The organism is Arthrobacter sp. R1-13 (assembly GCF_054161475.1).
Genome location: NZ_CP096420.1, coordinates 2,432,582 through 2,455,047, shown reverse-complemented (window position 1 = coordinate 2,455,047; position 22,466 = coordinate 2,432,582). Strand labels below are relative to the sequence as shown.

The 22,466-nt window shown below is 61.7% G+C and carries 24 protein-coding genes; 20 read left to right on the top strand and 4 right to left on the bottom strand.

Going from position 1 to position 22,466, the window contains the following annotated elements:
• The first annotated feature begins 9 nt into the window (after positions 1 to 9).
• From pgsA to M1D88_RS11245, 3 genes are all read left to right on the top strand, one after another.
• The gene (gene pgsA, locus M1D88_RS11255) at positions 10 to 636 is read left to right on the top strand and encodes a CDP-diacylglycerol--glycerol-3-phosphate 3-phosphatidyltransferase (protein ID WP_458110960.1); all 627 of its coding nucleotides are present in this window, start codon (positions 10 to 12) and stop codon (positions 634 to 636) included.
• Positions 633 to 1,112, top strand: coding sequence for a CinA family protein (locus M1D88_RS11250; protein WP_458110959.1), 480 nt, complete (start codon positions 633 to 635; stop codon positions 1,110 to 1,112). Before pgsA ends, M1D88_RS11250 begins: the two co-directional genes overlap by 4 nt.
• A 153-nt stretch (positions 1,113 to 1,265) precedes the next feature.
• Complete coding sequence (locus M1D88_RS11245) at positions 1,266 to 1,718, top strand: helix-turn-helix domain-containing protein (protein ID WP_309107186.1); 453 nt, start codon at positions 1,266 to 1,268, stop codon at positions 1,716 to 1,718.
• A gap of 150 nt (positions 1,719 to 1,868) precedes the next feature.
• Here M1D88_RS11245 and M1D88_RS11240 read toward each other — a convergent pair whose 3' ends face one another.
• Positions 1,869 to 2,399: a MarR family winged helix-turn-helix transcriptional regulator gene (locus M1D88_RS11240; RefSeq protein ID WP_458110958.1), complete on the bottom strand. Its 531-nt coding sequence runs from the start codon at positions 2,397 to 2,399 to the stop codon at positions 1,869 to 1,871.
• Positions 2,400 to 2,440: 41 nt separating this feature from the next.
• Here M1D88_RS11240 and M1D88_RS11235 point away from each other — a divergent pair, with 41 nt between their 5' ends.
• The 6 genes from M1D88_RS11235 to dapF all read left to right on the top strand — a co-directional run bounded on the left by M1D88_RS11235 (position 2,441) and on the right by dapF (position 8,062).
• The gene (locus tag M1D88_RS11235; protein ID WP_247048670.1) at positions 2,441 to 2,665 is read left to right on the top strand and encodes a DUF3046 domain-containing protein; all 225 of its coding nucleotides are present in this window, start codon (positions 2,441 to 2,443) and stop codon (positions 2,663 to 2,665) included.
• Positions 2,666 to 2,850: 185 nt separating this feature from the next.
• Positions 2,851 to 3,903, top strand: a complete 1,053-nt coding sequence (gene recA, locus M1D88_RS11230) for a recombinase RecA (RefSeq protein WP_309107189.1) — start codon at positions 2,851 to 2,853, stop codon at positions 3,901 to 3,903.
• Positions 3,890 to 4,432 (top strand): regulatory protein RecX, encoded by a 543-nt coding sequence (locus tag M1D88_RS11225; RefSeq protein WP_458110957.1) that lies wholly within the window; start codon positions 3,890 to 3,892, stop codon positions 4,430 to 4,432. Before recA ends, M1D88_RS11225 begins: the two co-directional genes overlap by 14 nt.
• 100 nt (positions 4,433 to 4,532) lie before the next feature.
• Positions 4,533 to 6,089, top strand: a complete 1,557-nt coding sequence (gene miaB, locus M1D88_RS11220) for a tRNA (N6-isopentenyl adenosine(37)-C2)-methylthiotransferase MiaB (protein ID WP_458110956.1) — start codon at positions 4,533 to 4,535, stop codon at positions 6,087 to 6,089.
• A 3-nt stretch (positions 6,090 to 6,092) separates the two neighbouring features.
• Positions 6,093 to 7,025 (top strand): tRNA (adenosine(37)-N6)-dimethylallyltransferase MiaA, encoded by a 933-nt coding sequence (gene miaA / locus M1D88_RS11215; protein WP_458110955.1) that lies wholly within the window; start codon positions 6,093 to 6,095, stop codon positions 7,023 to 7,025.
• 92 nt (positions 7,026 to 7,117) lie between these two features.
• Positions 7,118 to 8,062, top strand: a complete 945-nt coding sequence (gene dapF, locus M1D88_RS11210; RefSeq protein WP_458110954.1) for a diaminopimelate epimerase — start codon at positions 7,118 to 7,120, stop codon at positions 8,060 to 8,062.
• Here the strand turns inward: dapF and M1D88_RS11205 are convergent.
• Entirely contained in the window at positions 8,043 to 8,657 is a 615-nt protein-coding gene (locus tag M1D88_RS11205) for a class I SAM-dependent methyltransferase (protein ID WP_458110953.1), read from the bottom strand. The two genes, dapF and M1D88_RS11205, sit on opposite strands and share 20 nt — an antisense overlap.
• A gap of 575 nt (positions 8,658 to 9,232) precedes the next feature.
• On the opposite strand from M1D88_RS11205, the gene hflX reads away from it, so the two are divergent.
• Both hflX and M1D88_RS11195 read left to right on the top strand, forming a co-directional pair.
• Positions 9,233 to 10,801: a GTPase HflX gene (hflX, locus tag M1D88_RS11200; protein ID WP_458110952.1), complete on the top strand. Its 1,569-nt coding sequence runs from the start codon at positions 9,233 to 9,235 to the stop codon at positions 10,799 to 10,801.
• On the top strand, positions 10,794 to 12,860 hold the full coding sequence (locus tag M1D88_RS11195; RefSeq protein WP_458110951.1) for an ATP-dependent DNA helicase: 2,067 nt from the start codon (positions 10,794 to 10,796) through the stop codon (positions 12,858 to 12,860). The genes hflX and M1D88_RS11195 overlap by 8 nt, the downstream gene beginning before the upstream one ends.
• 14 nt (positions 12,861 to 12,874) lie before the next feature.
• On the opposite strand, the gene lexA is transcribed toward M1D88_RS11195, so the two are convergent.
• The gene (gene lexA / locus M1D88_RS11190) at positions 12,875 to 13,624 is read right to left on the bottom strand and encodes a transcriptional repressor LexA (RefSeq protein WP_458110950.1); all 750 of its coding nucleotides are present in this window, start codon (positions 13,622 to 13,624) and stop codon (positions 12,875 to 12,877) included.
• 483 nt (positions 13,625 to 14,107) lie between these two features.
• On the opposite strand from lexA, the gene M1D88_RS11185 reads away from it, so the two are divergent.
• The 8 genes from M1D88_RS11185 to M1D88_RS11150 all read left to right on the top strand — a co-directional run bounded on the left by M1D88_RS11185 (position 14,108) and on the right by M1D88_RS11150 (position 20,357).
• Positions 14,108 to 14,506: a LysM peptidoglycan-binding domain-containing protein gene (locus M1D88_RS11185; RefSeq protein ID WP_458114501.1), complete on the top strand. Its 399-nt coding sequence runs from the start codon at positions 14,108 to 14,110 to the stop codon at positions 14,504 to 14,506.
• Between the two features lie 77 nt (positions 14,507 to 14,583).
• Positions 14,584 to 15,702: a histidinol-phosphate transaminase gene (locus M1D88_RS11180; RefSeq protein ID WP_458110949.1), complete on the top strand. Its 1,119-nt coding sequence runs from the start codon at positions 14,584 to 14,586 to the stop codon at positions 15,700 to 15,702.
• 61 nt (positions 15,703 to 15,763) lie between these two features.
• Positions 15,764 to 16,390 carry an imidazoleglycerol-phosphate dehydratase HisB gene (gene hisB / locus M1D88_RS11175; protein WP_309107199.1) on the top strand — a complete coding sequence of 209 codons (627 nt, stop codon included), beginning with the start codon at positions 15,764 to 15,766 and terminating at the stop codon, positions 16,388 to 16,390.
• A complete protein-coding gene (gene hisH / locus M1D88_RS11170; RefSeq protein WP_458110948.1) occupies positions 16,387 to 17,175 on the top strand; it encodes an imidazole glycerol phosphate synthase subunit HisH in 789 nt (262 codons plus the stop codon). The genes hisB and hisH overlap by 4 nt, the downstream gene beginning before the upstream one ends.
• A complete protein-coding gene (locus tag M1D88_RS11165; protein WP_309107201.1) occupies positions 17,175 to 17,333 on the top strand; it encodes a hypothetical protein in 159 nt (52 codons plus the stop codon). The genes hisH and M1D88_RS11165 overlap by 1 nt, the downstream gene beginning before the upstream one ends.
• A gap of 52 nt (positions 17,334 to 17,385) precedes the next feature.
• A complete protein-coding gene (gene priA / locus M1D88_RS11160; protein ID WP_458114500.1) occupies positions 17,386 to 18,132 on the top strand; it encodes a bifunctional 1-(5-phosphoribosyl)-5-((5-phosphoribosylamino)methylideneamino)imidazole-4-carboxamide isomerase/phosphoribosylanthranilate isomerase PriA in 747 nt (248 codons plus the stop codon).
• 2 nt (positions 18,133 to 18,134) lie between these two features.
• Positions 18,135 to 19,004, top strand: a complete 870-nt coding sequence (locus tag M1D88_RS11155; protein WP_458110947.1) for an SseB family protein — start codon at positions 18,135 to 18,137, stop codon at positions 19,002 to 19,004.
• 54 nt (positions 19,005 to 19,058) lie between these two features.
• Positions 19,059 to 20,357 carry an MFS transporter gene (locus tag M1D88_RS11150; protein WP_458110946.1) on the top strand — a complete coding sequence of 433 codons (1,299 nt, stop codon included), beginning with the start codon at positions 19,059 to 19,061 and terminating at the stop codon, positions 20,355 to 20,357.
• Between the two features lie 118 nt (positions 20,358 to 20,475).
• Here the strand turns inward: M1D88_RS11150 and M1D88_RS11145 are convergent, their stop codons facing one another.
• Positions 20,476 to 20,862, bottom strand: coding sequence for a DUF1844 domain-containing protein (locus M1D88_RS11145; RefSeq protein ID WP_309107204.1), 387 nt, complete (start codon positions 20,860 to 20,862; stop codon positions 20,476 to 20,478).
• Between the two features lie 388 nt (positions 20,863 to 21,250).
• On the opposite strand from M1D88_RS11145, the gene infC reads away from it, so the two are divergent.
• A complete protein-coding gene (gene infC, locus M1D88_RS11140) occupies positions 21,251 to 22,366 on the top strand; it encodes a translation initiation factor IF-3 (RefSeq protein WP_458110945.1) in 1,116 nt (371 codons plus the stop codon).
• The last annotated feature ends 100 nt before the right edge of the window (positions 22,367 to 22,466 follow it).

Sequence of the window (22,466 nt, the reverse complement as noted above, 5' to 3'; positions counted from 1 at the left end):
CCTAGGAGGGTGACTAGCACCGAGGCCCACAGCGCCGGTTCCTCCTCGGGAATCTGGAATCTGCCCAACATCCTGACCATGCTCCGGATTGTGTTGGTGCCATTCTTCGTGTGGTTCCTCGCGGCCGATAACAGCAGCCACGGTCTCTGGCGCTGGGCAGCCGTAGTGGCGTTCGCCGTCGCGATTTACACCGACAAGCTCGACGGCGACATCGCCCGCAGCCGCGGCCTCGTGACCGACTTCGGAAAGATTGCCGATCCCATCGCCGATAAGTTGCTCATCGGTTCGGCGCTGGTGATGCTGTCAATCCTGAACGAACTGCCGTGGTGGATTACCATCCTGATTCTTGTCCGCGAGTGGGGTATTACGGCCCTGCGTTTCTTCGTCATCCGCTACGGAGTGATTCCAGCCTCTCGAGGCGGGAAGCTGAAAACCGTAGTGCAGACCCTGGCCATCTTCCTGTACGTCATTCCGCTGGCGTCCCTGGCGCCATGGCTGGGACTCCTCGCTCTGGGAGTCATGCTCGTTGCCGTCGTTATCACGGTCTGGACTGGCGTGCAGTATGTGGCGGAAGCGCTTAAACTGCGGGCACAGGGTCTGCCTTCCAAACGGCAGCCGGACGGGAGCACGTCATGAGCAACCTTCACAGAAGTGCCGAAGCCGCCGTCACAAAGGCGAGGGAACATGGCCTCACCGTCGCGACGGGTGAATCGCTCACCGCCGGCATGATAGCAGCAGTATTAGCCGATACTCCCGGCGCATCAGCCATGCTGCAAGGGGGCATTGTCGCCTACCAGAACGCGGTCAAGAGCGCTGTCCTTGGCGTATCGGCAGAACTCTTGGCCGAAGTTGGTTCGGTGGATGGCAGGGTTGCGGAAGCCATGGCAGCAGGTGCCCGCACTCTCTGCGGTGCCGATATCGGAGTATCAAGTACAGGCGTCGCCGGCCCCGATCCGCATGACGGCAAAGCGGTTGGCCGGGTGTTCATTGGCATCGCTACAGCGGCAGGTTCCTTTGCATCATCGTATGACTTCGAAGGGAACAGGGCCGAAATCCGCGGACAGGCATGTGCGGCGGCGCTGGAACAGTTGTTGAAGGCGCTTCCTTCCTAAAGCTACCGGGCGTAAAGTTGCCGGGAACAAAAATTGAAACCCAATAGTTGTTACATTGTGTCGCCTCCGGATCGCGGAGGCGCCTAGGATAAAAAGACCACACTGGTTCCCCCGAGTGGAGAACCTGAAGTATGAGGGAGCAAGGCGATACAGATGGTAAAGCAGCCCGTATCCGTAAACGGCGTTGTCCGCTGGAAGGATGTGGGCCTCGCCGATCAGGCTAAGAGCGAACAGAAGGAGCGCAAGATGGTTGTTCTTCGTCACGAAATTGGTGATGTCCTTCGCGATGTCCGCCAGCGCCAAGGCCGTACCCTCCGCGAAGTCTCACACAGTGCCCGCGTTTCGCTCGGCTACTTGAGTGAAGTGGAGCGCGGCCAGAAGGAAGCCTCTTCGGAGTTGCTTTCATCGATCTGCTCGGCCCTGGATGTTCCCTTGTCCGGCATGCTCCGCGAGGTCAGTGACCGCGTGGCCATTGCTGAGGGAGTGGCAGTACCGGACACCGTCCCGCAGGAGTTCTCCCAGCGCTATGGCCGTGACCTTGACCGCGAGCTGAACACGGACCTTAACGACGAACTCACCACGGGTCTCCTGTCAGGCGCCCGCTGATCCGTTCCGGCCTGGGCTGTGACCCCGGATCTTGAGGTTCCCGGACTGACTTCGGGATCCCATGACTTCATATCGACTGTTTGATTAAAAAGGGCCTGCCGCGCTTGCGTCAGGCCCTTCTTTTTCGCGTTAATTTTTGCGCCGGACCCGCTACTGCGCCTGGTCTCTCTTCGATTCGTCCTTGGGGAAGCCATCCCGCTCGTAGGTGCTGTTCAACTTCGCAATGTAGCGTGCCAGAGTCTGCAGCTCCGAGATCGGCCATTCCCCCAACCGTTCCCGGAACACCTGATTGCGCGCGTCCTGGACCTGATGCATCTTCTCCTCGCCACGGGGAGTGAGCCGAATGGACTGTGCGCGCCCGTCCACAGGATCGGCTTCCTTGAAGATAAGGCCGATGCTCTCGAGAAAGGCAATCTGCCGGCTCACAGAGGGTTTTCCAACGCCAACGCAGGACGCCAGATCGGTCAGGCGCATTGGTCCTTCCCTCCTGATGATGGTCAGGAGGCCGTACGCCGCAGGCTCCATGTCGGGGTGGACCTGCCGGGAGAGCTGCGCCGAGACCGAGCGTGCCCTCCGCCAGAAAAGGCTCAGCTGCTGTTCCACGGACTGCAGGGCGGCGTCGACGTCGTCGGCGCCCGTAAGGTCCTCGGGCGGAACTGGGCTGTCAACTGGGTTGCTCATGGCAACAATTCTAGAGTCAGGGTCCGTGAGAGACTCTATTGGTGCGGATCAGTGAATTTTGGCGGCTTATGGACGATGAATTTGGCGCCGGTTACTCACGCGTCCTGAGCAGTTCGTTGGTGCTGGCTGCTGTTGGTGGACGAACGGCGGACCAGGCCCTGGCTGCCGGCGTCAGCCCCCGAGCCGTGTGGCTTGCGATCTGCGAGTTGCAGGATGTTCCCCAGGAGCGGCGCCTCGGCAGGGACATCAGCCCGCGTCGCGATTAGCACCGGCTGACACGCCGGGCCCTTGTTCGAATATCTGTTCGGGTAGGACTATGCTTTTTTCAGAGGTTATCCACATAAGCGATGTGTCCCGGCCATAATGTCGGTGGATGCAATTAGCGTCGTTGATGACAAAGAAACGGCCGCTGAGGCCACTCCAAAGCGAGAAAGCATTAGAGGTGTGAACCATGGCGGCAGCCCCGGATCGTGAAAAGGCGCTTGAAGCAGCGCTCGCGCAGATTGACAAGCAGTTCGGCAAAGGCTCTGTCATGCGCCTCGGGGACGAGGTCCGGGCGCCGATTGAGGTTATCCCCACGGGTTCCATCGCGCTGGATGTTGCCTTGGGAATTGGCGGGCTGCCCCGCGGCCGCGTGGTGGAAATCTATGGACCGGAATCATCCGGTAAAACCACCGTCGCACTGCACGCTGTGGCCAATGCCCAGCGCCAGGGCGGCATAGCTGCTTTTATCGACGCCGAGCACGCCCTGGACCCCGAGTACGCCGCGAAACTGGGAGTCGACACCGATGCCCTCCTGGTTTCCCAGCCGGATACCGGAGAGCAGGCGCTCGAAATCATGGACATGCTGATTGGCTCCGGTTCCCTGGATGTCATTGTTATTGACTCCGTGGCAGCCTTGGTCCCGCGGGCCGAAATCGAGGGCGATATGGGCGACAGCCACGTCGGCCTTCAGGCACGGCTCATGAGCCAGGCCCTCCGGAAGATCACCGGGCGCCTGAGCCAAACCAAGACCACGGCGATCTTCATTAACCAGCTGCGTGAAAAGATCGGTGTCTTCTTCGGGTCACCGGAAACCACCACAGGTGGTAAGGCGCTGAAGTTCTATGCCTCCATCCGAATCGATGTCCGCAGGATCCAGACGCTGAAGGAAGGCGCTGATTCAGTCGGAAACCGGACCAAGGCCAAGATCGTCAAGAACAAGATGGCGCCCCCCTTCAAAATCGCCGAGTTCGACATCATCTACGGTCAGGGGATCTCCCGTGAGGGCGGCATCATCGACATGGGTGTCGAGCACGGAATCATCAAGAAGTCCGGCTCCTGGTTCACCTACGACGGCGATCAGCTCGGCCAGGGTATGGAAAACTCGCGACGCTTCCTGCGCGACAACCCCGAGCTTGCCGCCGAGCTGGAAAGGCTCATCAAGGAGAAGCTCGGTGTCGGAGTGAAGCCTGCAGCAGAGACTGAAGCCGCACCGAAGCTCAAGGCCGTTGACGGCTTCTAATCGCCCCATGGATCCGGCTGCGCTCGATGCGGAGCCGGATCCAGCGTCAGTCGCCCGCGCCATAGTTTTGCGGCAGCTGACCAATTCGCCCAAGAGCCGCCTTCAGCTGGCCAGGAAGCTCGCCGAGCGGAACGTACCCGAGGACGTTGCGGAGTCGGTCCTTGACCGCTTCGAAGAGGTGCGCCTGGTTGACGACGCTGAATTTGCTGATGCGTGGGTACGAAGCCGCTCCCAGTCGCGAAAACTGGCACGTGGCGCCCTGAAAAGAGAGCTTGCGGAGAAGGGCATCGATTCCGAGACGGCGTCCCAGGCGCTTGAGCAGATCACTGATGAGGCCGAGGAATCCACTGCGCGGGAACTTGTCATGCGGAAGCTGCGCGGCTACGGCCAGCTCCAGGACCGAAGCGAACGCGACAAGGCCACGCGGCGGCTGGCGTCCATGCTTGCACGCAAGGGCTACAACCCGTCCGCAGCCTTCAGGATTGTCGGGGATGTCCTCGATTCGGCCGGCGATCCCGGCCTGGACTGAGTTGAGGACTGATTCCCTGACTCCCGGCTTCCAGGGCAGGGAGAATGGCCATGACAGACCGCCACGAGCAGGCAATCGTTTCAACCGTTACCCTTAATGGGTGAGTTTGACCATTCCTTCGCCGGCAGCCGGCACCCATTCCACTTCAGCCGCTTCCCCTCTCCCGGAAGGGGCACTTCCTCGTACCTACGAGGTCCGCACCTTCGGTTGCCAGATGAACGTTCACGATTCAGAACGAATGGCAGGGATGCTTGAGTCTGCAGGGTACGTTCCGGCTGGGGCGGAACAGGCTGATGTTGTCGTGTTCAATACCTGTGCAGTGCGGGAGAACGCTGACAACAAGCTCTACGGAAACCTGGGCATGCTGGCTTCTGTCAAAGAAGCCAATCCAGGAATGCAGATCGCTGTTGGTGGTTGTCTGGCTCAAAAGGACCGCGAGACGATTCTCCGAAAAGCGCCCTGGGTGGACGCCGTCTTTGGCACACACAACGTCGGTGCCCTGCCGGCTCTGCTGGAACGGGCACGGCATAATAACGAGGCCCAGCTTGAGATCCTGGAATCCCTTGACGTGTTCCCGTCCACTTTGCCTACCAAGCGTGACTCCGTGTATTCGGGCTGGGTGTCCATCTCGGTTGGCTGCAACAACACCTGCACGTTCTGCATCGTGCCCGCTCTCCGCGGCAAGGAGAAGGACCGCCGCCCCGGCGATGTGCTGGCGGAAATCCAGGCCCTTGTTGATGACGGTGCCATCGAAGTGACCCTCCTTGGACAGAACGTCAACTCTTATGGCGTCGAATTCGGGGACCGGCAGGCATTCTCGAAGCTGCTGCGGGCTTGCGGCAGCATCGAAGGCCTGGAGCGGGTTCGATTCACTAGCCCTCACCCCGCTGCGTTCACTGAAGACGTCATTGATGCCATGGCCGAGACACCCAATGTGATGCCGCAGCTTCACATGCCATTGCAATCAGGGTCGGACAAAGTACTCAAGGACATGAAGCGGTCCTACCGGTCCACGAAATTCCTGGGAATCCTGGACAAGGTCCGCGAAAAGATTCCGCATGCAGCGATCTCTACCGACATAATCGTCGGATTCCCCGGTGAGACGGAGGAGGACTTCCAGGCAACCCTGGATGTCGTTGAGAAGTCACGCTTCGCTACAGCATTCACCTTCCAATACTCCAAGCGGCCCGGAACGCCCGCCGCTGACCTGCCCGACCAGCTGCCCAAGGCTGTTGTCCAGGAGCGCTTCGAACGGCTCACCGCTTTGCAGGACAGGATTGCGGCGGAAGAGAACGCGCGGCAGCTTGGCAAGCGCGTCGAGGTGATGGTGACAGCCCAGTCCGGACGCAAGGCAGGGGAGACCCACCGGCTTTCCGGGCGTTCCCAGGACCAGCGGCTAGTACACTTCACCGTTCCCGAAGGCGCAGAAGCTCCCCGTCCCGGTGATCTTGTCACAGTCACCATTACTGAGGCCGCTTCTTTCCATCTGGTCGCTGACCCGTCTACTCCGGAGGATTACCGTCTGCGCCGCTCCCGCGCTGGCGACGCCTGGGACAGGTCCCAGGCAGACTCCTGCGGAGTTCCCGCCCCTTCAGGGAAATCAGGTAAGGCCGGAGTCTCCCTGGGAATGCCCTCTCTTCCCATCCGCGGACGCTAGGGAATGTCAGCCCCGCGTACTGGTACAGCAAACGTCCCCGCCGGCGGCCCACCTGTGATCGCTGTCGTGGGGCCAACCGGCTCCGGCAAGTCTGACCTGGCCGTGGAGCTGGCCCTGGAACTTGACGGTGAGGTCATCAATGCCGATTCCATGCAGTTCTACCGGGGCATGGACATCGGTACAGCCAAGATCAGCGTGGAAGAACGCAGGGGAGTGCCCCACCATTTGCTGGATACCCTCGATGTCACCGAGGAAGCCAGTGTTTCGGACTTCCAGCAGCAAGCCAGAGCGGTGATCGACGCGATTCATAGGCGCGGAAAGAGAGCCATCCTCGCCGGTGGCTCCGGACTTTACCTGCGGGCTGCATTGGATGTCCTGGAGTTTCCCGGTACTGATCCCGCCATCCGCCGACGCCTTGAGAACGAGGCCGCGTCAGAGGGAGAAGCGGGCCTGCGCTCCCGCCTTGAACGGCTGGACCCGGTATCGGCTGGACGCCTGGGAGACACCCGCCGGGTCATCCGCGCCTTGGAAGTCTATGAGTTGACCGGCCGCCCTTTCAGCTCCTACATGCCAAAGCGCGAGTACATCAGGCCCGCGGTGCAGATCGGGCTTGAAGTGGATCGGGAGGTTCTCCGCGCCCGCCTCGCCCAGCGTGTCCACAGCATGGTGGAGAACGGCCTGCTGGAGGAGGTACGTCGGCTCGAATCACGCGGACTGAGGCAGGGGAAAACCGCCTCCCGCGCCCTCGGGTACGCCCAATTCCTGAAGGTACTCGACGGTGTCAGCGACGTTTCGGAAGCATCGGAAGAGACCATTGTTGCCACCAGGCAATTCGCCCGCCGTCAGCTGACATGGTTCCGGGCCGATCCCCGGATCGCTTGGCTGGACTGGCAGGATCCTGCGCTGCTCGAGAAGGCAGCCGCTCTCTCTACGTGAGGCCCTTCAGCGGATTCATGCCGGACTTCCGGGAGAAAGGGATCCGGCGGACGGTTTTACAGCGAACACGACCAAGACGGTAACCTTGGACCATGAATGAAACCCTTGAAGAGACCCCCGCTCACGCTCACCAGGGCCTGAGCGGCATGGCGTTCTCGAAGGGGCACGGCACGGGAAACGACTTCGTCCTGATAGCTGATCCGGCCGGCGCGTGGCCTGTTGGGCCTGAACAGGTAGCCGAACTGTGCGATCGCCACCGTGGAATTGGCGGGGACGGCCTGATCCGTGCTGTTCCGTCACGTTTCCTTCCTGAAGGCCGGGACCTGCTGGCCCATCATCCGGACGCCGAATGGTTCATGGACTACCGAAACGGTGACGGCTCCTTGTCCGAGATGTGCGGCAATGGAGTACGTGTTTTCGTGCATTTCCTCATCGCCCAGGGACTTGTCCGTCTGGACGAGGGAGCCTCATTGACGATTGGGACCCGCGGAGGCGTGAAAGTGATCGTCCGCAGCGGTTCCGGATACGCGGTGGACATGGGGCCCTGGGAATTCATCTTTCCCGAGGACGCTGCAGCCCGGGCAATGGACTCCCTCGTAAGCGCAAGCGGACTGGAGGTGGCCCGGCCTGCTCTCTCCGTCAGCATGGGAAATCCGCATACAGTGGTTGCCCTTGCAGAGCTTTCCGAGCTCGAGGCGACCCAGCTGTTTACCGCCCCTCACGTGGATCCCACCCCTCCCAACGGCACCAACGTCGAGTTCGTAGTGCCGTCCGAACCACTTGTTCACGACGGTGTGGGAACCATCACAATGAGGGTTCACGAGCGGGGTGTCGGTGAAACACAGTCGTGCGGGACGGGGGCCTGCGCAGCAGCTGTCGCGATCCGGCACTGGGCCGGCGAGGGCGCTCCGAATGCGTGGAACGTCACAGTTCCCGGCGGCGTCGTCGGCGTGAAGTTTTTCCCGGGGCCCGACGGGCGCGAGCACGTGGAGCTTAGTGGTCCCGCCGTCATTGTTGCTAGTGGGACGCTTTCCTGACCTTCAGCATCCGGAAGGACTTCGAGGTACTCTCACGGGTAACCGTAAAGGATGGATCAAGCTCTGCTGCAAGCCAGCGCTGCAGTGAATCGGAACCGAGGTTTTTCTGGACCACCAACCAGGCGGAACCACCAGGGGCCAGCCGGGGCAGCCAGCGCAGTAACAGCGAATGAAGCTCGTCCTTACCGATCCGGATCGGGGGATTTGACCAGATGGTATCGAAGCGGAGGCCGGGATCTACCTCGTCCGGCAAGCTGGCCCGGAGATTCTCCAGCCCGAGTGCCGCGGCGTTCTCGTTCGTCAGGGTCACACACCGCTCGTTGACATCTACGGCGTAGACGGTTGCATGGGGTGCTCGCAAAGCCATGGTCAGGGCGATTGGACCCCAGCCACAGCCGATATCCAGCAGGTTCCCTTGTGGAGAGGGCGCCGGTACCTCGGCAAGTAGAACGGCCGTTCCCTTGTCAATACCTTCCGGGCTAAAGATCCCCGACGACGTGTGGAGCTTCCGCGTTTCACCGGCAAGTTCGACCGTCAGCGGCTTGCGGGTGAACGGCCCCGCCGGCTGGGCGCTGAAATAGTGTGCAGACTCCATAACTGGCCAGATTAGTTGCCCCGCAGCTGGATGGGAAACCGGGGCTTGGCCCGTCTGCTATTCTTTAATCCATGTTCTTGATCTTTGAGTAGCGGCGATTCGGCCCGGCGCAGGCGCGTTGGCATCCTAGCCCGCCTGACGCCCAGCTTAATGTCCCGCAGCGATGCAGGTAAATCCTTCCGCTTAGCGCGCTCAGCACCAGTGCTTTCAAAGTCAATGAACCCCTTCAGACGAAATCTCCCGGACTCACACACCCAGCTACCGTTCTGGGTCCGGAGCCTACGTCTATGAAGCAGAGGCGAATGATCCGACTGGCAGATCAACTGGGCGCCCGACCCCCATGGAGTCCATCATGATCTACCTAAATATCTGACAACCCCCACTGGAAATCATTCAGCCGTTCCCTTTCCTGGGAACCGCCGACACACAAACGTCCCAAACCATACCTGCCACGGCACCGCTGCCGTGGCCATCCGGAGGAACAATTGACCAGCAGCCGTCAGCCCACCGCGAATACAGCACCACAGCCCGGCAAAGGGCACTATTCTGAAGATGTACAACCTCTTAAGGAGACCATGACCAGTCAGCACAACACCGGACCAGATTCAGCCGCCCAGGATATGTCCCCCGAGGAGATCCAGGCTGTAATTGACCGGATTCTCGCCAAGGATGTACCTCCCAGGAACGTCCGGAAGGCGGACGAGGACAGCAAGGCTGTTTTTGGAAGGGCGCAGGCCATTTCAGGGCTCGACGACGAGCACACCAGCTACGACGGTGATCAGCAGGATCTTGAGGAACGACGCGCACTGCGCCGTACTGCAGGCCTTTCCACAGAGCTGGAGGACGTTACCGAAGTCGAGTACCGGCAACTCCGGCTCGAACGGGTGGTCCTGGCGGGGTTGTGGTCAGAAGGAACCCTGGCCGACGCCGAGAACTCCCTTCGAGAACTGGCAGCACTGGCAGAAACCGCCGGCTCAGAAGTGCTCGACGGCCTCGTTCAGCGCAGAGCCAAGCCCGATCCCGGAACTTTCCTTGGCTCAGGCAAAGCCCTTGAACTGAAGGACATTGTTATGTCCACGGGGGCGGACACCGTTGTGGTCGACGCCGAATTGGCTCCATCACAGCGGCGCGGCCTTGAAGATATCGTCAAGGTCAAAGTCATTGACCGTACCGCGCTCATCCTCGATATTTTTGCCCAGCATGCCAAGAGCCGCGAAGGCAAGGCCCAGGTGGAACTGGCCCAGCTCGAATACCTGTTGCCGCGCCTGCGTGGTTGGGGTGAGTCCATGTCCCGCCAGGCCGGTGGCCAGGTGGGTGGGGCAGCGGCTGGAATGGGTTCCCGTGGTCCTGGTGAAACCAAGATCGAACTGGATAGGCGCCGGATCCGGACACGGATGGCGAAACTGCGGCGGGAAATCGCCGCCATGAAGCCTGCGAGGGAGACCAAACGGGCCAACCGCCGTCGTAATGCGGTTCCGTCTGTTGCGATTGCCGGATACACCAACGCCGGCAAGTCCTCGCTGCTCAACAGGCTGACCGACGCCGGAGTCCTCGTGGAGAACGCGCTTTTCGCCACCTTGGATCCAACGGTCCGTAAGGCCGAAACCGCCGACGGATTGGGTTACACCCTGGCCGACACCGTGGGTTTTGTGCGCTCATTGCCCACGCAGTTGGTGGAAGCGTTCCGCTCTACGCTGGAGGAAGTGGCCGATTCCGACCTCATCCTCCACGTAGTGGATGCCTCCCATCCGGATCCGGAAGGCCAGATTGCGGCCGTGCGTGCGGTTTTCAGCGAAGTTGATGCGCGCAAGGTCCCCGAGATCGTCGTGCTGAACAAGGTAGACGCTGCTGACCCATTCGTGGTGGAGCGGCTGAAGCAGCGCGAACCCCGGCACGTTGTGGTTTCCGCCAGGACTGGCCAAGGCATCAGCGATCTGCTCAAAGCCATCAGTGACTCCATTCCCAGGCCAAGCGTCAAGCTGGAACTGCATATCCCATATAACCGGGGTGACCTGATCAGTAAACTCCACGAAACAGATGCTGAAATCCTTACCCTGGATCACGATGAGCATGGCACACGTGCCGTTGTGATGGTCCGGGAAGGTCTTGCCGCTGAGCTGGAATCCTTCATCAGCAATGACTGAAGCGGATGCGGAGGCGAATGCATCGGCCAGTGAGCGGTTTGTGGTTGAACTGCTCGACCGGGCTGTCTCCGGAATGGGCGGCGAGAGCCGCACCGGTCAGCACGAAATGGCCCGGCAGGTGGCGCGCGCAATAGACAGCGGCGACCACCTGCTGGTCCAGGCAGGAACAGGGACCGGTAAGTCCCTCGCCTACCTGATTCCTCTCATCGCCCACTCGCTTGTCAGTGACAAACCCACTCTCGTCTCGACGGCCACATTGGCCCTGCAGACTCAGATTGTGGGAAGGGACTTGCCCAGGCTGCTGGAAACAATAACTCCGGCGCTGGACCGGCCTGTGAAGGTGGCGCTCGTCAAGGGCCGAGCCAACTACGTCTGCAGACACAAGCTCGAGGGCGGTTTCCCATCCGAGGAGCCGTCTGAGGGGCAGTTGTTCTCTCTGGGAGAGGACACCAGCGTGCCTCACTTTGCGGCAGCCATGGGTGGTCCTTCGTCCCAACTGGGCAAAGAAGTGGTCCGGCTGCGTGACTGGGCGGAAAAGACCATCACCGGCGACCGCGACGAGCTGATGCCAGGCGTGACCGACAGAGCCTGGAGGCAGGTGTCCGTCACGTCAATGGAGTGCCTGGGGGCGCAGAAATGCCCCATGGCGGCCGAGTGCTTCAGTGAACTGGCCCGTCAAAACGCCGCCGAGGCCGACGTCGTTGTCACCAACCACGCCATGCTCGCCGTCAGCGCTTTCGAGGGCCTGGCGGTGCTTCCTGAGTACGATGTTGTGGTGGTGGACGAGGCCCATGAACTGCAGGACCGGGTCACGGGTGCAGTCTCCGGGCAACTCTCCGTTGCCATGGTCCATGCGGCGGCATCAGGAGCGCGCAAGAATACGGGCATCACCGTTGACGCCCTCAACTCCGCGGCGGCCAACCTCGAAGTTGCGATTGCCGGGATCCCCAGCGGTCTCCTGCCCAGCGGGCTCAACGACGAACAACTCGACTGTGTGGACCAGCTCCGCGACGCATGCCGCGCAGCGCTCTCCGATTCCAAGGGGGACAGTTCCACCACGGCCGACGGCGGGCGGCAGCTGGCGCGCTCCCGCCTGCTGGTGATCCTGGAATTGTGTGAACGACTTATCGCAGCGCGGGAAAACGGCGAAGTGGTGTGGATTTCCCGAAACAGCACCTTTGATCCGCAACACGGTTACTCCGCACCCGATGACGCCTCGCCGGCTTTGATCAATGTGGCGCCCCTAAGCGTCGGAGGCCGGCTCCGCGAGGGACTGTTCGAGGGACACACCGTCGTGCTCACATCCGCTACGCTCGCGATCGGCTCCGCCTTCGAACCTGCGGCGGGCGGCCTTGGTCTCGTGGGCCCGGGTGCGCCGAGCTGGACCGGCATCGACGTCGGCTCTCCTTTCGACTATCCGAAACAAGGAATTCTCTACGTGGCGGGTCATCTTCCGAAACCGGGTCGGGGCACCTCACCCGAAGCTCTCGATGAGCTCGAAAAGCTGATTCTTGCCTCCGGGGGCGGGGCGCTGTGCCTGTTCTCCTCACGCCGGGCAGCGGAGGACGCTGCGGAAGCCCTGCGTCCCCGGCTCGACATGAGCATTCTCTGCCAAGGTGATTCAACTATGACGGCGCTGGTCCGGCAGTTTGCGGATGAGCCTGACACCTGCCTGTTCGGCACCATGTCCCTTTGGCAAGGAGTGGACGTTCCTGGGGGCTCGTGTCGCCTCGTAGTGATCGACAGGATTCCCTTTCCGCGTCCTGATGATCCCCTCATGACGGCGCGCTCCCGGGCGGTAGCAAAGGCAGGCGGCAACGGCTTTATGTCTGTTTCCGCCACCCACGCCGCCATTCGGCTTGCCCAGGGTGCCGGCCGCCTTATTCGTTCGACAGGGGACAAGGGCGTGGTCGCCGTGCTGGACTCACGGTTATCAACTGAGCGATACGGCAATTTTCTGCGTGCTGCCCTGCCGCCCTTCTGGCCCACCACCGACCCTGCGATTGCGGTGGCGGCGCTCAAACGGCTGGCCGAGGAAACGCGCGTGGCCAGTACCTAGCTGGAGCGCGGGTCCTAGATGGAGCGCAGGACTGAGACCACTTTGCCCATAATGGTGGCATGATCGCCCAGGATGGGCTCGTACTGCGTGTTCTGTGGCAGTAGCCATGTGTGGCCGTCCCGTTGGCGGAACGTCTTAACTGTCGCTTCATCGTCCAATAGCGCGGCCACGATATCGCCGTTGACTGCGTCGCTCTGACGGCGCACAACCACCCAGTCACCATCACAAATCGCGGCATCTATCATGGAGTCTCCCGCGACCTTCAGCATGAACAGCTCTCCGTGGCCAACGAGCTGGCGGGGGAGCGGCATAAACTCTTCGACGAGCTGTTCGGCGAGAATAGGACCGCCTGCGGCGATGCGCCCGACCAGGGGGACCATGGCGGTGTCTGTTGCGCCAGCGAGTTCCGTTACCGGTTGACGGCCTACACTCCTGAGCCGGTTTGGCTTTTCCGGCCGTGAAGGCTCCGTTCCGCCTTCTTCCAGGGTCAGCGGCATCAACACTTCCATGGCGCGCGGACGCTTCGGATCCCGGCGCAGGTAACCGAGTTTCTCCAGCTGGGACAGCTGGTGGGTCACGCTGGACAGGCTCGCAAGGCCGACTGTGTCCCCGATTTCACGCATGGATGGGGGATAGCCGTTGTCATTGACCGACCGTTGAATGGTCTCCAGGATTCTCTTTTGGCGAAGAGTGAGGCCCTTGGGCGTCCGGGCATTCTGCGAGGCCCCTGCGGTGGCCTTGCTGCCCGCGGCTTGTGCTGCCATTTTCGCCAACGCCTTTCCATTTCTCCCGGCTTCTGAGCGCCAGCCGCCGGGAACGTTCTGCCTGAATGTCAGACCCTGCTGATCAACTGCAGATGTGGTTGTCCTGATCAATGTTTCTTTGATCAAACCTAGGCCAGCCAAGGGAGTTTTTCAAACATTTGTTCTAGTGAGTCTCGACAATGTTCGATCATACATGCTAAAACTTAGTCAGTAAGGTTCGAACATGTGTTCTAGTCGGTTTTCTAGTTTGCTTGCTCCGGTCGCCGAATTCGTTCAAGCGTTCGAAACCGGAGGCCGGTGGCAATGAATACCTTGCCATCAATGAACACGACGGGCAGCACAGTATGGTCCAGGAGGACGGTCATGTCAGCTACATCCGCGTTCCACGAGTTCTTTCCGCAATCGGTCTCCGGGGAGTCTCAGTCGGCGACGACGCTGCACAGTTCCCTCGCCCCGCAGAGGCCCGCTGTCTATGAGCCCGAAATGGCACCTGCCGGTCACGGGGCCCGCGCCCACGAAGCCAGTGGCTACGGTGCTGGCACCCCTGGTCAAGCCCATGGCCGGGTGCAGGCACCGCTGCGGCTTACCCGGCGCGGATGGATTGTCCTGGTGGTCTTGCCCCTTATGCTGCTGACTGCCTTGCTGATGTCGCTCTCGGGATTCCTTACGTCTCCGGCCAAGGCAGCTGACACCGTCGCCGAGCTCTCCCTGACTCCCACTGTGACCGTCACCGTGCAGCAGGGCCAATCCTTGTGGGCCATCGCCGGCACTGTTGCACCTGAGCGCGATCCGCGGGATGTCGTGGCTGACATCGTGCAGTTGAATAACCTCGATGGAGGTGCGGTCAGTCCGGGGCAGCAGCTCTTTGTCCCCTCCGCGTGAGCCCTGTCCTCGAGCCCGGCTTCGCCTGGAGGCGTCACAGTTTTCCGGCCCCGGCATCAGGCACTTAAACTGTTCTGGTGACTGACCAGCTAGCGCGCTTGAACCGACTGCCACTCCGCGACAATCTCCGGGGCCTGACGCCTTACGGTGCGCCGCAATTGGATGTGCCCATCCTGCTGAACGTGAATGAGAACACTCACGGCGTGCCAGAGGATGTCCTGAAGGCCATCTCCGAGGCCGTAACCGCTGCAGCCGCCGGACTGAACCGGTATCCCGATCGGGAGTTCAGTGAGCTCCGGTCAGCCCTGGCGGAGTATCTGGGGCATGGGCTCGAGGCCGAAAATATCTGGGCAGCCAATGGATCCAACGAAGTCCTGCAGCAGACACTGCAGGCTTTTGGCGGACCTGGCAGGACAGCTTTGGGCTTTCCCCCCACGTACTCCATGTACCCCTTGCTTGCCAGCGGTACTGACACCGAATACGTTTCCGGCCTGCGCGCTGCCGATTACGGGCTAAGCGCAGAGTACGCGGCCGAACAGGTCCGGGAGCTTCGACCGAACGTAGTTTTCCTGAGCTCACCTAACAACCCCACCGGAACCGGCCTTGGCCTGGACGTAGTGAAGGCTGTCTACGAAGCCGGTGAGGAGAGCCGCACCATTGTTATCGTGGACGAGGCCTACCACGAGTTCGCACACGATGGTACTCCCAGTGCACTCACGCTCCTCCCCGGGCGGGAACGCCTGATCGTAACGCGCACCATGAGCAAAGCGTTTGCACTGGCCGGAGCCCGGCTCGGTTACATGGCGGCAGCGCCAGAAGTCACTGATGCCTTGCGCCTGGTCCGCTTGCCATACCACCTGTCAGCAGTCACCCAGGCAACAGCCCTTGCCGCCCTGCAGCACCGGGAAGCGTTGATGGCCGACGTCGAGGACATCAAAGCTCAACGCGACAGGATTGTCTCGGAGCTGACACGAATGGGCCTGACACCTGCCGCTTCCGATTCCAACTTTGTTTTCTTCGGGGGACTGGAGAATCCGCACGCAGTCTGGCAGGCACTTCTTGATTGCGGAGTCCTGATTCGCGACGTCGGCATTCCCGGACATTTGCGGGTGACGGCAGGAACAGAGGCCGAGACCACAGCATTCCTTGAGGCACTGGAGCGCATCCTGACAAGGCAAACCGCAGTACCGGCCTAAACTTGAACCAAGACCCAGAAGCCCCACGCTTTCAGGCCCTTCTTCCTAAGGACACATCACCATGAGCAACACCGGATCCATTGCTGCCGCGGCACGGACTGCGCGCATGGAGCGCGCGACCAGTGAATCGTCTGTGCTGGTAGAGATCAATCTGGATGGAACCGGAACATCGGATATCGATACTTCGGTTCCCTTTTACGATCACATGCTCACGGCGCTCTGCAAGCACTCCCTGATCGACATCACGGTCAAGGCCACCGGTGACACCCACATCGATGTCCACCACACAGTGGAAGACGTCGCGATTACCTTTGGAGAAGTCCTGAAAGTGGCCTTGGGTAACAAGGCAGGCATCCGGCGTTTCGGAGAAGCCACCGTTCCCCTTGATGAAGCACTGGCGCACGCAGTTGTGGACGTCTCCGGCAGGCCTTATCTCGTCCACGGCGGCGAACCTGCCGGCCAGGAATACCACCTCATTGGCGGCCACTTCACAGGCTCACTCACCCGCCACGTTTTCGAAGCCATCACCCTGCACGCGGGAATATGCCTTCACATGAACGTCTTGGCCGGCAGGGACCCCCACCACATTGTGGAAGCACAGTTCAAGGCGTTCGCCCGTGCACTGCGGGCGGCCGTGGAAACCGATCCACGCGTGGACGGAATCCCATCAACCAAGGGGGCATTGTGACCGGAAAGCTCATCCAGGACGGCGCGATCCTTGATCCGGACGCCGCCGTCAAGCCCTCCTCGCCGGAGGGTAAGCCCACCGTCACGGTCCTGGACTACGGCTCGGGCAATGTCCGCTCTGCTGTCCGGGCGCTGGAGCGTGCCGGAGCCGAAGTAATCCTGAGCGCCAAGCCCCAGGACGTACTGAACGCCGATGGCCTGGTGGTCCCCGGCGTCGGCGCTTTCGAGACCGTTATGAACGAACTGAAAGCCGTAGACGGTATTCGGATGATCGGCCGACGCGTAGCCGGCGGCAGGCCCGTCCTGGCCATCTGCGTCGGACTTCAGGTGCTGTTCGAAGCCGGCGTTGAGCACGGCACAGAGGCCGAAGGAATGGGTGAATGGCCTGGGAAAGTCGAGTTGCTCCCGGCCGACGTCGTGCCGCACATGGGCTGGAACACGGTCAAGGTTCCCGAGGGTTCGCACCTCTTTGAAGGTGTCGAGAATGAGCGCTTCTACTTCGTTCACTCCTACGGCGTCCAGACGTGGGACTTCGATGTGATCCAGCCGCGGATGGCTCCGCCACTGGTCACCTGGTCCGAGCACGGGGCACCCTTCATTGCGGCGGTTGAAAACGGGCCTCTGGCTGCCACGCAGTTCCACCCCGAGAAGTCAGGTGATGCAGGTGCCCGCCTCTTGCGTAACTGGGTCAACGGCCTGCATCGTGGGCGGCGTGCCGAGGCTCCTGCTTCGGCGGAAACCGCTCCCGCCAACCCCTCTTCAGCTCAACCTGCAGCAGACGCATAGTGTGGTCCATAGTGCTGATGGGCCTCGCCGGGTTGCTGGTCGGCGGGGCGTTGTCCTTCCGGCAACAGAAAGCACCACGCTGGATCCAGGTGGTGTTCTATACCCTTGCTGGAATGGCGCTCCTGGCCGCCTACATGCTGACGCTGCCTGCCGCCTGACATCACAGCCAGCTACATTTCCTACTCCGCTCCACCACCCTTGAGGACCATGATGAACGACGAAACTCCGCTGCCGGTACTTGAACTGCTCCCGGCCGTTGACGTAGTGAACGGCCAGGCCGTACGACTGGTCCAGGGCGAAGCAGGAAGCGAGACCAGCTACGGGACTCCACTCGAGGCTGCGCTGAACTGGCAACAGCAGGGTGCCGAGTGGGTTCACCTTGTTGACCTCGATGCTGCCTTCGGGCGCGGCTCGAACTCGGAGCTGCTGCGGGAAGTCGTTGGCAAGCTCGACATCAAAGTGGAACTTTCGGGTGGGTTGCGGGACGACGAATCACTGGAGAGGGCCCTGGATCTGGGTGTCGCCCGGGTCAATCTCGGGACTGCCGCCCTTGAAAACCCGGAGTGGACGCAACGTGCCATAGACCGCTTCGGTGACCGCATCGCCGTCGGGCTTGACGTCCGGGGCACCACCCTTGCAGGCCGCGGCTGGACGAAGGAAGGCGGCGACCTGTGGGAGGTACTGGAGCGGCTTGAGGCGGCCGGTTGCGCCCGCTACGTTGTCACTGACGTCACCAAGGACGGCACGCTGCAGGGTCCAAATGTGGAGCTGCTGCGCCAGATGGTGGAGAAGACCCGCAAGCCTGTAGTCGCTTCGGGAGGAATCTCGAGCCTGGAAGACCTCAGGGTGTTGCGTTCACTTGTTCCCTTGGGCGTCGAAGGAGCCATCGTGGGCAAGGCCCTCTATGCCGGCGCCTTCACCCTGCCCCAGGCGCTCGACGTCGCCGGCCGCCGCTGACAGTGGAAGGCACACCCGGCTCCCGGCCCTTGCCAGGCCATATTGCTGCAGCCCTGGCCGGTGCCGGGGGCGCCGCCGATTCGGCGGGTCAGCCGTGGACAGGGCGCAGCCTCGCCGGTGAGGATGCCCGGATCCACAACTTTGAGGACGACGACGGCACAGCCGACGCCGGATACCTCGCCGCCGTTTCAGCCATGGTGGCGGGTACCGGTGACGAAGAAGACATTGTGAAGGCCTTGGCCCATGCCAGGGTTTTTGTTCCCATAGTCGCTCAGCTGGGCCAAGAGGGGCAGGGCGCTGCAGGGCTCCAGGCGGACAAACAGGCAGACATGGCACTCGTGACGCTGAAGGCTCCTGACGGGCGCACCGCATTGCCGGTTTTCTCCTCAGCCGAGTCCCTCCACGCTTGGCATCAGGAGGCCAGGCCCGTTGCGGTCTACGCTGCCAGGGCTGCCTTATCCGCAGCCGCCGAGGGCGCGGAACTGATGGTGATGGATCCGGGCTCGGAGGTCACCATAGTTGTTAGGCGGCCTGCCGTCTGGGCGTTGGCTCAACAACTCCCCTGGTCACCGTCCTATGCCGACACAGATGTAGCGGATGCTGTGGCAGCAACTGCCTCTAATGTTCCCCAGATTCGGCGCATCGAGCTCCACCGTGGCGGGGGAGTAGGCACCCTGACATCCGGAGGACTGCAGCTCAAAGGCGGCGGTGCAGGTCCGGAGCTGCGCATCGTCCTGTACTTGGTGGACGGGTTGGACGCCGCCGGAGTCCAGGAAGTGGTGTCAGGCTTGAATGGCGCCTGGGCCCGGAATGAATTGCTGGCCGAACGGGTTGACTCCATCGAGGTCAAGCTGCGGCGCGCAGTAGAGTAGCTTTCGGTCAGGGGATGGATCCTCCTGCCGCTGGCAAGATTAAGGATGTAACCCGTGAATTTCGCTCTGTACAGGGAGCTGCTTGCTGTCCGGCCCGTCCGGCGACTGTTGATCGTCGGAATGATCGCCCGCATTCCACACTCAGCCGCCGGGGTACTTCTTACCCTGCATATAGTCCTGTCTCTGGGCCAGGGCTACGCAGCCGCCGGGGCTGCCGCCGCCGTCATGACCATTGGCATCGCCGTCGGCGCGCCATGGCGTGGCCGACGCGTTGACACTGTCGGCTTGCGGAAAGCCCTGATACCTTCCGTAATTTCGGAGGCCCTGATCTGGTCGGTAGTGCCTCACGTCAGTTACGAGTGGCTGCTGCCGCTGGTCTTTGTGGGCGGACTGTTCACGCTTCCGATCTTCAGCGTGGTACGTCAGTCGCTCGGCGTCATGGCCACCGGCGAGCAGCGCCGCACTGCATTCGCCCTCGATGCGATCTCCACTGAGATGGTTTTTATGATCGGCCCCGCTGCGGGAGCAATTGTCGCCACCAGCGGATTCTCCGTTCTGGGGCTCACGGTGGTGGGAATAACGACGTCGGCAGCGGGACTTTTCCTGATGTGGTTCAACCCGCCCACCCGAAGCGAAGCTGCCGACGAGGACTGCGCTGCCGAGCAGCAGCAGGCAGCTGAACTGGCTGTCGTGGCTGCGGCCCCCGCCCACGTTCAGGAGGCGGCGGCCGGGTTGAAGCCGGCGAATTCCGGTGAGCGGGCCCCGTCACGCCTCAGGGGTGCCGTCGCGCGCAACTTCACCTGGTTTACCGCCTCAGTGGCCGCGGTCTTCTCGGTCGCGGCCGGGGCCGGAATGGTCCTGAGCGGAACCGACGTCGGGATCGTCGCGTTGCTTGAGACAGGCGGTCACCAGGCCGAGATCGGACTTGTCTTCTTCTTCTGGTGCGCCGCTTCGGTGGCCGGTGGTCTGATCTATGGAGCCATGCACCGCACGGTTTCCCCCTTGGTCCTGCTGCTGGGAATGGCTGCCCTGACCATTCCCATGGGCTTCGCGCAGGATACGCTGACGCTCGGGCTCCTGTCACTGCTGCCGGGTCTCCTTTGCGCTCCCGTCTTGTCAGCTGCCTCGGAAAAAGTAGCTGACCTCGTGGACGAGGCACGCCGGGGCGAGGCAATGGGCTGGTACGGCTCCGCCCTCACCGCCGGCGTCGCTCTCGGCGCCCCGCTGGCCGGGCTTTTCATCGACGGGATCGGACCCTCCGCAGGTTTTGTCGCCGTCGGTGTGGCAGGCGTAGCCATCTGCCTGTTGGGGCTTCTGCTCCAGCAGCGCCGCCGGAGCCAGGCGGCGTCGTAACCAAACCCCGGTTAAGTGACCAAACGACGACGACGGCGACCCGAACCTTAAAAGGTGGAGGGCCGCCGTCGTGGTCAGTCAGCAGTAAATGCTGTGTGTCAGGGGCAAACAGTAGTGGCTAGTTGACCGGCCCGGTGTACTTTTCTCCAGGGCCTTTGCCAGGAGCGTCCGGGATGGTGGATTCCTCCCGGAATGCCAGCTGAAGTGAGCGCAGCCCATCGCGCAACGGACCCGCATGCTGGGATCCGATTTCCGGCGCCGCTGCCGTGACAAGGCCTGCCAGGGCGGTAATAAGCTTGCGGGCTTCGTCGAGGTCCTTCAGTTCTGCTGCATTGTCCTCGGCGGCAAGGCCCAGCTTCACGGCTGAAGCGCTCATCAGATGAACTGCGGCAGTGGTGATCACCTCGATTGCCGGCACCTCGGAGATGTCCCGGATCTGCTGGGCCACATTGCCCTGCTCATTCGCGGGCTCATACACGTGTGAATTACTGTCTGGAGTGCTCATACTGGTAAGCTTGTCACAGACCGACTGGATGTCGTTATTTTGCTATGGATGCCCATTCCCGCCAATGTGCGGAGAACGGGTATCTTTCTGTAGAATTGGCATCTAGTTTGCAAGCGGAGATCTCTCCCACCCGCGTCAGCCGTTTTCCACGAGGAACTTTCCTTGTGGCAGCAAGGTTGCCGGGTAGCGGTCGGGCGTTTCAATTAGGCAATTGCCTGATTGAAGCGCGTGCCACCTCACCCTTGAGGCGGGCACATCCGATCCTCGAGGCCTTCGATTGCTCCGGCAATTGGGGGCCTTCTCTGTTTGCCGGTGGAGTACTCATCACAACCACAGGAGCTTTAACATTAGCGAGCCAAGAATCAATGAGCGTATCCGCGTCCCCGAGGTGCGGCTGGTCGGCCCTGCAGGCGAACAAGTAGGGATCGTCCGTATTGAGGACGCGCTGCGTTTGGCTGCCGAATCCGATCTGGATCTCGTTGAAGTTGCGCCGCAGGCAAAGCCTCCGGTGTGCAAGCTGATGGACTTCGGCAAGTACAAGTACGAGGCTGCCGTCAAGGCACGCGAAGCCCGGAAGAACCAGACCAACACTGTTCTGAAGGAAATCCGTTTCCGTCTGAAGATCGACACCCACGACTACGAGACCAAGCGGGGCCATGCGCTTCGTTTCCTCGGTGCCGGGGACAAGGTCAAGGCCATGATCCAGTTCCGCGGCCGGGAGCAGCAGCGCCCGGAGATGGGTATCCGCTTGCTTCAGCGCTTTGCGGATGATGTTGCCGAGGTGGGTGTGGTTGAGTCCAGCCCGCGCATCGACGGACGCAACATGGTCATGGTTGTTGGTCCGCTGAAGAACAAGGCCGAAGCAAAGGCAGAAGCACGCCGTGCAACTCAGCGTGCAGAGGCCAAGGCGCAGAACGAAGCCAAGGCTTCCGGCCGCGTAGACACCAGCGGCGAAAACCAGGATTCCCTGACGCAGACCTTGGGCGATCTTCTGCCTGAAGGTTTCCTGTCTTCAACCGATGAAACCACCGAAGGCGTTCACCCGGAGGCAGTCGAAATCGATGGTGAAGATGCAGTCCAGGAACAGCAGGCATCCGCTCCCGACGCAGGGAACGAGGCTTCCGTAAAGGAGGGCCCCGTGGAAGAGGCGCCTGCCCAGGACGCTCCCGTTGCTGAAGCTCCGGCTGTCAAGGCTCCGGTAGCTGAAAAAGCTCCGGTGACCGAAACGGTGAAGGAAGAAGCCGCCGAGGCTCCCCGTCAGGCTGCTCCCAAGGCACCTGCCCCGAAGCGCGAAGCACCGGTTGCACCTAAGGCATCACCGGCCAAGGCTCCCGTTGCCAAGGCTGCGGAAGCCCAGGCGCCTGCCTCTGAGGCTGCTGCGGCTCCCAAGCCGGCAGCAGTACCGTCGCCGCCGAAGCCAGTGGCCCGGCCAGCGGCACCGAAGCCTGCTGCACGGCCTGCAGCCCCCAAGGCTCCCAAGCCTGCGGGGAAGAAGACCAACTAGTTCAAAGCTGCAGAGGCATTGCTTCCGCAGTAAGCAACCAGCATGCCGCTCCACAGGTGGCTGCTCGAAAGAACTGCAGACATTGTCTGCGGATACGTAA